The organism is Gemmatimonas sp. (assembly GCF_046594945.1).
Lineage (GTDB): Bacteria > Gemmatimonadota > Gemmatimonadetes > Gemmatimonadales > Gemmatimonadaceae > Gemmatimonas.
The window spans coordinates 1-10,626 of sequence record NZ_JBKJRB010000107.1 but is presented as its reverse complement, the minus strand read 5'-3'; the positions used below and the strand labels follow the sequence as shown (position 1 = coordinate 10,626).

Annotated in this window: 9 protein-coding genes; 6 read left to right on the top strand and 3 right to left on the bottom strand. The window is 64.5% G+C overall.

Features of this window, described 5'->3' with window-relative positions; genetic code table 11:
* Positions 1 to 968: amidohydrolase family protein (locus ACLL97_RS12975; protein ID WP_411280896.1), on the top strand; the 968-nt coding region annotated here is incomplete at its 5' end.
* Between the two features lie 113 nt (positions 969 to 1,081).
* A complete protein-coding gene (locus tag ACLL97_RS12970; protein WP_411280895.1) occupies positions 1,082 to 3,373 on the top strand; it encodes a GMC family oxidoreductase in 2,292 nt (763 codons plus the stop codon).
* Between the two features lie 48 nt (positions 3,374 to 3,421).
* Here the strand turns inward: ACLL97_RS12970 and ACLL97_RS12965 are convergent, their stop codons facing one another.
* Both ACLL97_RS12965 and ACLL97_RS12960 read right to left on the bottom strand, forming a co-directional pair.
* Complete coding sequence (locus ACLL97_RS12965; protein ID WP_411280894.1) at positions 3,422 to 4,378, bottom strand: alpha/beta fold hydrolase; 957 nt, start codon at positions 4,376 to 4,378, stop codon at positions 3,422 to 3,424.
* A complete protein-coding gene (locus ACLL97_RS12960) occupies positions 4,375 to 5,847 on the bottom strand; it encodes a flavin-containing monooxygenase (RefSeq protein WP_411280893.1) in 1,473 nt (490 codons plus the stop codon). Before ACLL97_RS12960 ends, ACLL97_RS12965 begins: the two co-directional genes overlap by 4 nt.
* A 217-nt stretch (positions 5,848 to 6,064) precedes the next feature.
* On the opposite strand from ACLL97_RS12960, the gene ACLL97_RS12955 reads away from it, so the two are divergent.
* Entirely contained in the window at positions 6,065 to 7,855 is a 1,791-nt protein-coding gene (locus tag ACLL97_RS12955) for a GMC family oxidoreductase (RefSeq protein WP_411280892.1), read from the top strand.
* Complete coding sequence (locus ACLL97_RS12950) at positions 7,855 to 8,538, top strand: gluconate 2-dehydrogenase subunit 3 family protein (protein ID WP_411280891.1); 684 nt, start codon at positions 7,855 to 7,857, stop codon at positions 8,536 to 8,538. Before ACLL97_RS12955 ends, ACLL97_RS12950 begins: the two co-directional genes overlap by 1 nt.
* A 185-nt stretch (positions 8,539 to 8,723) precedes the next feature.
* On the opposite strand, the gene ACLL97_RS12945 is transcribed toward ACLL97_RS12950, so the two are convergent.
* On the bottom strand, positions 8,724 to 9,569 hold the full coding sequence (locus ACLL97_RS12945; RefSeq protein ID WP_411280890.1) for an ankyrin repeat domain-containing protein: 846 nt from the start codon (positions 9,567 to 9,569) through the stop codon (positions 8,724 to 8,726).
* A gap of 194 nt (positions 9,570 to 9,763) precedes the next feature.
* Here ACLL97_RS12945 and ACLL97_RS12940 point away from each other — a divergent pair, with 194 nt between their 5' ends.
* Positions 9,764 to 10,126 carry a hypothetical protein gene (locus ACLL97_RS12940; RefSeq protein WP_411280889.1) on the top strand — a complete coding sequence of 121 codons (363 nt, stop codon included), beginning with the start codon at positions 9,764 to 9,766 and terminating at the stop codon, positions 10,124 to 10,126.
* A 37-nt stretch (positions 10,127 to 10,163) separates the two neighbouring features.
* Positions 10,164 to 10,550: a VOC family protein gene (locus ACLL97_RS12935; protein WP_411280888.1), complete on the top strand. Its 387-nt coding sequence runs from the start codon at positions 10,164 to 10,166 to the stop codon at positions 10,548 to 10,550.
* The last annotated feature ends 76 nt before the right edge of the window (positions 10,551 to 10,626 follow it).

The following is a 10,626-nucleotide window of genomic DNA, read 5'->3' as shown; positions in this document are numbered from 1 at the left end:
AGGCGGTGTCGAACGGGATCCAGATGCTGGCGGCCGGTTTCACGATCGTGCGGGACATGGGTAACAATGGTAAATACGCCGACATCGCATTGCGGCGCGCGATTGAGCAGGGCTGGGTCCCCGGCCCAACGCTGATCCCGTCGGGGCTGATCATTGCCGGCATGGGCGGTCAGTTCTCGCCGAACCCCGAGATGGCCTTCGATCGGAAGATCGTCTACCCGGAATACCTCGAAGCCGACACGCCGGACGAGATCGTGAAGGCCGTGCGGCAGAACGCGCTGGTCGGAGCGCGCGTGATCAAGATTTGCGTGGATTGCAAGCTGTGGGGCTATAGCACCGACGAGATCCGGCTGGTGATTCGCGAGGCAGCCAAGGCGGGATTGAAGGTGGAAGGGCATGTGCAGTCCGTAGCCGGCGCCCATCGCGCCGTTGATGCTGGCATCTGGTCGATCGCGCATGACAGCGGCATGAACGACACGATTCACCGGATCATGGCGCAGAAACATATCTTCCGCGCTGGTACGGAGACGCCGCTCTCGCTGGTGGGCCACACCACCGAAGCACGCTACCGGAGCACCGTGGCGATGCTGCGGAACGCGTGGGAGAACAAAGTCCCGGTCACGTTCTCCACCGATGCCGACTACTACGTACCGGGCAAGACGCGTGGCGAAGTGGCAATCGAGTTTGTCGAGACGTGGAAGGCGGCCGGCATCCCCGCGCCCGACATTCTCCGTGCAATGACAATCACGGGGTACGAGGTGAGTGAGACCAGCACCACGCGCGGCCCGATCAAGCCCGGTATGTTCGCGGATCTCATCGCCGTGCCCGGCAATCCGCTGCAAAACATCGACGCCCTACGTGACGTGCAATTTGTGCTCAAGAACGGCATCGTGTTCAAGAAGGACGGCGTGATGACGCCGGCGGCGTTTTTCAACGGCGGACCGGTAAACGGTTACAACGCGCGCTAGCGCGGCGTGTCGATCACATCGCTGAGCGTCCGCGTTGGGGATTTGCGCAACTGAGGAGCACGCTGCACACTTACAGATCGCCCCGATCTGTTCACCCCTCAGCCCACACCAGCATGGCCGCCGACTTTTCCCGCCGTGATTTTCTGAAGTCGACGGGGAGCGCCACGGTCGGCGCCATGTTTCTGTCACTCGGATGGCCAACGCTTGCCGGGGTGCATCACGCGCTCGCTGCGACACCGGGTGCGCCCGGCGCGCTCACGCCCCAGCAATTGCGCTTGCTCACCGCCGTCGCCGATCGCCTCATGCCCGCGGTAGATGGGTTGGCTGGAGCCACGCAAGCCAACGTGGCCCGCTTCATGGATCGGGTGCTCGCCGACTTCCTGCGTGACCTCAAGCCGCCGGTCGTGGGTGGTCTTGCCGCCATCGAGGCAGCGGCGGCCAAGGCCCATGCCGGCGCGGCATTTAGCGCGCTGTCGGCTGCCCAGCAGGATGCGCTGTTACGAACACTGCAGCGCGAGCCGTGGTTTGGCGCGATTCTTACCGGCGTCCGCTTCGGTTTCTCGAGTGATCCGGCGCACGGCGGCAATGCCGGAATGTCGGGCTGGAAAACCATGGGGCACGGGCATCAGCCCGCTTGGCAACCACCCTATGGCTTTTACGATGCGCAAGCCAACGCGACCAAACCCACTGGCGGCGCCCGTGTGCTGCCGCTGGTCATTCCGCCGCAGCCATCGGGAACCCCCACCAGAACCTTTCGCCCTCCCGACGTCGTTGACGTGGTGGTCATCGGTTCAGGAGCCGCCGGGGGCTCGGTGGCCTGGGAGCTTGCGCGCGCCGGAGTGAATGTGCTCGTGCTCGAAGCGGGCCCGCATCGTACAGAGAAGGATTTCACACACGATGACACACGGATCTTTATTCAGGGCGAGCTCACCAACGACTTCAAGAAGTTGCCGCAGTCATTCCGCCCGCATGCGAACGCGCCCACCACCCCCGCCGTCGGCGATTTCTCGAGCGGGCTTCTCTATGCGCGGACCGTAGGGGGGTCATCCACGCATTGGACGGCCAACTTCTGGCGTCTGCGTCCCGTGGACTTCAACGAGCGCACCACCTGGGGCGAGATCCGGGGCTCGGGGTTCGTGGACTGGCCCATCAGCTACGACGACATGGAGCCGTGGTACACGCGCGCCGAGCGCATCCTCGGTGTCTCCGGTGACCACACGAAGAATCCGTTCGAACCGCGACGCTCGGCGCCGTACCCGCTGCCGCCACTCCCGGTCAAGTCGTCGGGCGTGCTGTTCGACAAGGGCGCACGGAAGCTCGGCCTGCATCCGTTCCCGTCACCGATGGCGATCCTGAGTCGCCCCTACGGCAATCGGGTGCCCTGTCAGAACTGCGGTGCCTGCCTGGGCTTCGGCTGCGAGTACGGCGCAAAAGGCAGCTCGCAGGCGGTTACGCTGCGGCAGGCGGTGGCGAGTGGTCGCTGCGAAGTGCGACCCAATGCCTACGTGCGAAAGATCGAAGTGAACGCCGCCGGTCGTGCCACGGGCGTGGTGTACTTTGACGAGAAGGGCAAGGAAGTGTTCCAGCGCGCCCGGTGTGTCGTGCTCTCGGCGAACGGCGCCGAGACCCCGCGGCTGCTGCTGAACAGCAAGTCGAACCGCTTCCCCGATGGTCTCGCAAATTCCAGCGGCATGGTGGGCAAGCATCTCATGTTCAACACGTACGCCACCGCCAGCGGCGTGTTCGATGAGCTGCTGAACGAGTTCAAGGGGCCGATGGTGACGCGCGCGCTGTGGGATCACTACGATGCCGACCCCAAGCGCGGCTTCTATGGCGGCGGCGGGATGGATGCGCGCTTTGGTACCGTATCGCCGATGATCGCCACGCTGGAGGTGGTGAACCCCGCCAAGCCGCAGTGGGGCGCCGAGTATGTGCGAGCGCTGCACCGCAACTACGGTCGCTACATGGTGGTCTCCACCCATGGCACGTCGATCCCGATGCCGACCAACACCGTCGATCTCGATCCCACGCTCAAGGACGCGTGGGGGGTGCCGGCCATGCGCGTCACATACACCGACCATCCGGACGATATCAAGTTCACCGAGTTCCAGTTGGGCATCGGCCAACAGATTCTTCAAGCCGCCGGCGCGCGCGAGACCTGGAAGGCCCCTTTCAATTCGCAGAAGGGTTCCGTGCACCTGCTCGGCACGGCCCGCATGGGCAACGATCCTACGCGCTCGGTGGTTGACGCCCACAACCGGTCACACGATGTGAAGAATCTCTTCGTCGTGGACGGGAGCTCCCTGGTTACGTCCACGCGTGGCCAGCCCACCGGTACCATCTTCGCGCTCGGTTTTCGCGCGGGGAGTTACGTCGCAGCGGCGGCGAAGCGGGGAGAGCTGTAGCGGCGTCGACGTTCGTCGGCAGGCCAACGGGGTGCGGCACTACACGACTCAGCGTGCGCGGTCGGCGACCTCGCGTACGATGCTGACCACCCGCTCCGGGACCGTCAGCGGCAACATATGTCCCGCTCCCTCCACGTAGTCGAGTTGCACATGGGGCAGCAGCGCTCTGAATTGCTCCCCATGCAACGCGGGATCGAGAATGCGGTCGTGCGTGCCGTACAAAATCGAGATTGGCAGCTGCAGTGTGGCGTAGCGTTTCACCAGCCTCGGCATGTCCGCCGGCACGGCCATCAGGTCGGTGGATGCCGACACGAAGGCCGAGGGACGCATGCCCAGCAATCCACCGCCCGCGAGCGCGAAGTCGGCTGGCACTGCCTCGGGCCCAAAAATCACGTCGAGCATGATGGCGCGTCGCGCGATAGACAGGGGTGTGGCGACCGTCCAACCAATCGCCGATCGCAGGCGCGGACTGGCAACCATCAGCCCCTGGAACACGGCGGGTGATTCAGGCTGCGGCAAGGTGAGCGGCGCGATCAGCGCCAGCCCACGCACGAGCGTGGGATGCGCCACCGCGACGGCGAGTGAGATGGCACCACCCAGCGAGTGTCCCACCAAGACCGGTCGATCAAGACCGAGCACACGGATGAACGCCGCCACGATTTCTGCCTGCGCGACCGGTCCGGCAGCGGCATGATCGGCGCGGGTGGAGTATCCGGAGCCAGGCCTGTCCATCACCACCACGCGGAAGTCGCGCGCCAAGCGATCGACCACCGAGTGCGTGAAGTGCATGGCGTTGCCGCCCAGTCCGTGCACGAGCAGCAGTGTAACGGGCGCTTGGCCGCGATCGAAGTAGTGAATGCGCGCGCCATTGACCTCGATGAACTGGCCCGTGGGCGGCAGGGCGCGCTCGACGCGGCGGGCCGTGATGGCTGTGAACCACACGAGCCCGACGAGCAGCAGCACGGCACTGGTGGCCAACGCGAAGGCGATTGTGGTTCCACTCACGACGCGGCTCCTGACGCAGTACGAAACTCGAGCGCCGGATCGTTGACGCGGCCGTGGCGTAAGACGAACAGGTCCTTCACGTAGTTCTGGTAGAGGCGCCACGGCGCGCGGTTGCCCTGTTTGGGCAATCGCGAGGCCGCGCGCTGAACATACCCCGATGTAAAGTCAAACACGGGCACCTCCTTCAGCGAGTGATCACGGCGCGGCGTGCATTGTACATACTCGTGCGCGCGCATGTAGTTGAGCAACCGACACACGTGCTGTGCAATGAGGTCGCACTTGAGTGTCCACGACGCATTCGTGTATCCCACCGCGGCCGCCATGTTGGGAATATCGCTCACCATCATTCCCTTGTAGATCATCGTCCGTCCCAGCTCGACGTCGACCCCGTCGACGACCAGCGTGACACCGGTAAGCAACGACATGCGCAGACCAGTCGCAGCCACCACGATATCCGCCTCGAGTCGCGCCCCGGACATCAGCATCACGCCGGTCGCCTCGAAGTGCTCGATCTGATCGGTGATGATCGAGGCGCGCCCTTCGCGCAACACGGTGAAGAGATCGCCATCCGGTACCATGCAGAGTCGCTCGTCCCACGGTTCGTAGCGCGGCCTGAAGTGCGCATCGTATGGGAAGTCCGCACCGAGTTCCTTCTCCGCCTCCGCGCGCAGCGACTTCTTGAACATCGCGGGACGCGTGCGAGCGATGTGATAGTAGAACATGCTGCGCGCCACATTCTTCCAGCGCGCGAGCGCGTAGGCCAACCGAGACGGAAGCACACGACGTAGCGCATTGGCGATCGTGTCTACGGAGGGTAGGGTGGCTATGTACGTGGGCGAACGCTGCAGCATCGTCACGTGCGCGGCCGCGTGCGTACCCGTGGCCATCGCGGGTACGAGCGTCACAGCCGTCGCGCCGCTGCCGATCACGACCACGCGCGCCCCGCGGTAGTCGAGATCTGCGGGCCAGTGTTGCGGGTGCAGTACGCGTCCTGTGAACGAAGCCATGCCCGGCCACTCTGGCGTGTAACCCTGTGCGTAGTCGTAGTAGCCGGCACAGCTATAGAGAAACGTGCACGTGAGTTGTTTCGGCGTGCGCTCAACGCCGACTTCGAGGTCGATCGTCCAGCGTGCGGTGGCCGATGACCACGCCGCGCGTACGAGCCGGTGTTGGTAGCGGATACGGCGGTCGATGCCGAATTCGCGTGCCGTCTCCTCGATGTAGGCCTTGATCGACGAACCGTCGGCGATCGCTTTGGCATTGCGCCACGGCCGAAAGCGATAACCCAGCGTGTACATGTCGGAGTCGGACCGCACGCCGGGATAGCGGAACAGATCCCAGGTGCCGCCCATCCGTTCGCGGGCTTCGACAATCGCGTACGACCGATCTGCGCACTCCGTTTGCAGGTGCCACGCTGCACTGATGCCGGAAAGTCCAGCGCCGATGATCAGGACGTCGAGATGTTCCACGTTCGACCGAGAGGAGGCAGCGCCCGACCGGGCCGGTCGGGACGCGAATGACGCAAACTACGCCGCAGCAGAGACGGGAAGCGAGGGACCGCGCGGGGCCGCGTGGCCGCATGGGTGGCCGTTCCGGAACGCCTGACGCGTTTCCGGCCCCGACGGTAGCTTGGATAGTGGTGCATCGGTGCACCCTCCGAATCCCGTCCGCAATGGAGTGTTTCGCGTGTACTCCCGTCGTTCCAAAGTTGCGCCGCAGTACGATGTCATCGTGGTTGGCTCCGGTGCCGGTGGCGGTATGGCCGCCTACCAACTGTCGGTGCAGGGGCTCAAGGTGCTGCTCCTTGAGGCGGGGCGTGACTACGACCCGGTCACCGAAACACCGATGTTCCAGACGCCGAAGGACGCGCCACTACGCGGGAGCGGCAATGCGGACAAGCCGTTCGGCTTCTACGATGCCACGGTCGACGGCGGTTGGCGCGTGCCGGGCGAACCGTTCACCACCGCGCCGGGCAGCCAGTTCAGCTGGTGGCGTTCACGCATGTTGGGCGGACGGACGAACCACTGGGGTCGCATTTCATTGCGCATGGGGCCGTACGACTTCAAGCCTAAATCACGCGACGGACTTGGTGCCGACTGGCCGATGACGTACGACACGATGGCCCCGTACTACGACAAGACGGAGCTATTGATCGGCGTGTACGGTGGCGAGGACGACCTCGAGAACACCCCGCGCTCGTCGCCGGGCGTCCTGCAGCCACCTCCGGCCGCGCGCTCGTACGAGTTGCTCGCCAAGCAGGCCTGCGATCCGCTCAAGATTCCGGTCATTCCGGCACACCGTGCCGTGCTTACGCAGCGTCAGGACTCGGCCCGGTTGCCGGCCAAGCTGCATCCCGGCAATGCGCTCGCGCAGCGCGTGCTGCGGCAAAGCATGAACGAGCGCATGGCCTGCTTCTATGCCACCGACTGTGGCCGTGGCTGCTCCATCAAGGCGAACTTTCAGAGTACCACGGTGCTGCTTCCGCCGGCGATGGCCACCGGCAACGTCACGTTGATTACCGACGCGATGGTGCGTCAAGTGTCAGTCGACGCGCAGGGCAAGGCGAGTGGCGTGCACTACATCGACAAGCTCACGCGCGTTGATCATCACGTCACAGCCAAGGTCGTGGTGCTGGCGGCAAGTGCATGTGAAACGTCGCGCATCATGCTCAACTCCCAGAGCACGCTGTTCCCCAACGGCATCGCCAACAGCAGCGGCGTGGTGGGCAAGTATCTCATGGATACCGTGGGCGCCGGGCTCTCCGCGCAGATCCCGCGCCTGGAAGGGCTGCCGCCGGTGAATGAAGACGGCACGGCCGGTATTCACATGTACATGCCATGGTGGAAGTACGGCGAACAGAAGGCCGGCCGGATGTCGTTCGCACGTGGCTACCACATTGAGTTTGGCGGCGGTCGCGGCATGCCTGGCCCCGGCATCTTCGGTGGGCTCGAGAGCTTCACACAGGGCGCCTATGGCCGGAAGTTCAAGGAAGAAGCGCGCCGGTACTACGGCTCATTCATGTACTTCGACGGCCGCGGCGAGATGATTCCAAATGAAGATTCATTCTGCGAAATCGATCCCGTCGCGGTAGACCAGTGGGGCATTCCCGTGCTGCGTTTTCACTGGAAGTGGTCGGAGCATGAGACGCAGCAGGCGGCGCACATGCACAAGACCTTCGCTGAGATCATCGACCAGATGGGCGGGAAAGTGCAGGGCACGGTGCAGACCGATGGGAGCAAAGCCATCGCCGCCGGCGGCTCGATCATCCACGAGGTGGGCACCGTTCGCATGGGTAGCGATCCAAAAACATCGGTACTCAACGAATTCGGTCAGACGTGGGACGTGAAGAACCTGTTTGTCACCGACGGCGCGACGTTCGTGTCGAACGCCGACAAGAATCCGACGCTGTCCATTCTCGCGCTCGCGTGGCGCAGCTGCGATCACATCGTGGCCGAACTGAAGCGAGGGAATCTCTGATGAGTAACGAATCCAAGTCGGACGGGCCGGGCATCGCACGGCGCGATGCGCTGAAGGCGATGGCGGCGGTGGCGATGGTGCCGTTGCTGCCGGAGTCGGCGGCGGCAGCGCCGGGTGGGTCCGCGCCACGCGCGCCGCTCCCGATGCTCGAGGAAGCCCAAACAAAGCGCAAGGGCCCGCGTGGCACGCCCAGTGACCCCGTGCTGCAGGTGGCCAAGGCCGACTGGCCGAACAAGCTGCAGCGGCGCGAGCTGGCCACACTCGCCGCGCTGTGCGACATGATCATCCCCGCCGATGCCAAGAGCCCAGCGGCATCGACGGTCGGTGCGCCGGCCTACATCAACGAATGGGCCAGCCGGCCCGGCGGTGATACCTCACTGGTGCGCGTGCGTGGTGGATTGGCCTGGTTGGATCGCGAATCGGACACGCGCTTCGGCCAGCGGTTCCATCTCGCTACTCTCGCGCAGCGCACCACGATCTGCGACGACATCTGCTATCTGCCGAAGGCCAAGCCGGAACATCAGTTCGCGGCGCAGTTTTTCGACACCATTCGCGATCAGACGGCAACCGCGTTCTACACCACGCCCCAAGGGTGGAAGGACTTGGGCTACATCGGCAATGTGGCGATGCCAAAATTCGAAGGGCCCAATGCGGAGATTCGCCAGAAGATCGGAGTGGAGTAGCGGCGGCGGTCACGCATGATGAACAGCAACAGCACCAGCCGGAACACGGAGCCTACGGATTGCGCGGAACGGCACAGATTAGGATGAACAGCGCGGCGCTTTTGATCTTATCCTGTGTGGTTTCCGTCGATCCGTTCCATCCGTGTTCCGGCTGGTGCTGTTGCTGTTGCCATTGCTCGCCGCCGTCACTGACCCGGCGTCGCGCACGCCTGCATCGCCGCCCGAGTATCGTCGTGCCCGAATTGCGCCGCGACGTCCAACGGCGAGAGATCGCGACCGATGGACCACAGGTAAATGTGAAAGCTACTCGGCAGCATCTCGCCGTAACGTCCGCGCCCCGTCTGCTCGTTGAGCAGGGCCGGTTCACGATGCAGCAGCGTGCACGCACGATCGGTGAGCCCGAGTGCCGCCGCCAGAAAGATGTCAACGTCGGCTCCACGCTCCACGAGATCGAGCGCCAACTCGTAGCGACCCGCACCGCGCGCACCCGCCAGCATCCACTCCGCCGGCGTGGCGCGATGATCCACGTCGCGCGCGTTGATGTCCGCACCGGCGTTCAACAACAGGTCGATGACGCCGCGCGACCGTGCAAAGTGGAGTGGTGTTTGTCCATCACCACCACGCTCTGAGGCGCGTGCCGGGTCGGCCGCGAGCATCGTTGCCAGCAGGTTCGCATCGTCGAGATGGGCGGCCGCGCAGGCATCGGGTATGGCACCGGCCGCAAGTAATCGCTGCGCCGCGGCACCGGTCGCGACGTGTAGCGCGTGAAACGCACCAGCCCACCACTCACTGCGCCGGTTCGGGTCAGCACCGAACTCAAGCAGCACGTTCACCATGTCTACGTCGTTGGCGTAGGCGACCATCGCCGGCGAATTGAATGCGAAGAACGGCGCGTTGATGAGCTGGCGGAACTCGGCGTGCTCGGCGAGCAGTCGGCGCGCGGCGTCGGCGTCGCCTCGCTGCATCGCACTGTGCAGCTGTTGAATTGGCGTCGCTGACGGCGAGGAATCCGGCAGGTGGGGTGAGGTCATGAAGCGTCCTGTCCATCGCGGATCGTAGGCATGCGGTGCCGCAGCCGTACAAGATTAGGGTCGTCGGGGAAGGCCGCAAGCGGCGGGGGTGCTGGCGCTGGATGGGTTCTGGCGTCCAATTACAACGTATCGTGCTGAGGCTCGCTCGCTGTCGGCCTCGACCGAGTCAAGCGCTCGTTCTGCTGGAGGACACGATGGTGAGCGATCACGTACCCGAACGCGCGACACTCGCGGCAGTACTGCACCGTTATGCGCAGCACGCCCCGCCGCGTCAGTTTGGCGCCGAGGTTGGAATCGGCCTGGTGTTGGCAAGCGTGGCGGTCTGGTTGCGCCCCGACCGCTGGATTGTGCTGATGGCCGTCGGTTGCGGGCTGGCGATGCTGGGCACCTGGGCGTGGGCCGATCGTGCGGCGGAGCGTGCGGCGGACGAAAAGCGCGCCGCTACGTCGCGGGCGTGGCGATTCGTGCGCGCGATAGCGACGGTGGTCGGTGCAAGCGCGGTCATGGTGACTGCCTTCGCCGGTCTGGCTACGATGCTCGGGACGTGGATCAGTTGAGCGTCTCGTCATCGCCATCACCCATCCCGGAGTGTCTGTGAAGCGAGTCACTGGCATCGGCGGCATCTTTTTCAAGGCCAACGATGCGCCGGCACTGCAGGCCTGGTACAAGCGGCATCTCGGAATCGATGTGCAAACATGGGGCGGTGCGGCGTTTACCTGGACCGACGCTGACGGCAACCCTGTTGCGGGCACCACCATCTGGTCGATCGGTTCAGCCACCGGTGATTCGTTCGCGCCCAGTACGTCCACGTTCATGATCAATTACCGAGTGGACGATCTCTACGCGCTGGTCACCGTGTTGCGCGCGGAGGGCTGCAACGTGCTTGAGAAGATCGACGATTCCGAGTACGGGAAGTTCGCGTGGGTCATTGATCCTGAGGGCAACAAGGTGGAACTCTGGCAGCCGCCGGCCGGGCAATGACTCGTGCCTCGTGCCTCGTGCCTCGTGCCTCGTGCCTCGTGCCTCGTGCCTCGTGCCTCGTGCCTCGTGCCTCGTG

Bases quoted from the DNA above. Each gene is read 5' to 3' on its own strand.
- ACLL97_RS12970 (WP_411280895.1), top strand. From the start codon at position 1,082: ATGGCCGCCGACTTTTCCCGCCGTGATTTTCTGAAGTCGACGGGGAGC.
- ACLL97_RS12950 (WP_411280891.1), top strand. From the start codon at position 7,855: ATGAGTAACGAATCCAAGTCGGACGGGCCGGGCATCGCACGGCGCGAT.
- ACLL97_RS12945 (WP_411280890.1), bottom strand. From the start codon at position 9,569: ATGACCTCACCCCACCTGCCGGATTCCTCGCCGTCAGCGACGCCAATT.
- ACLL97_RS12940 (WP_411280889.1), top strand. From the start codon at position 9,764: ATGGTGAGCGATCACGTACCCGAACGCGCGACACTCGCGGCAGTACTG.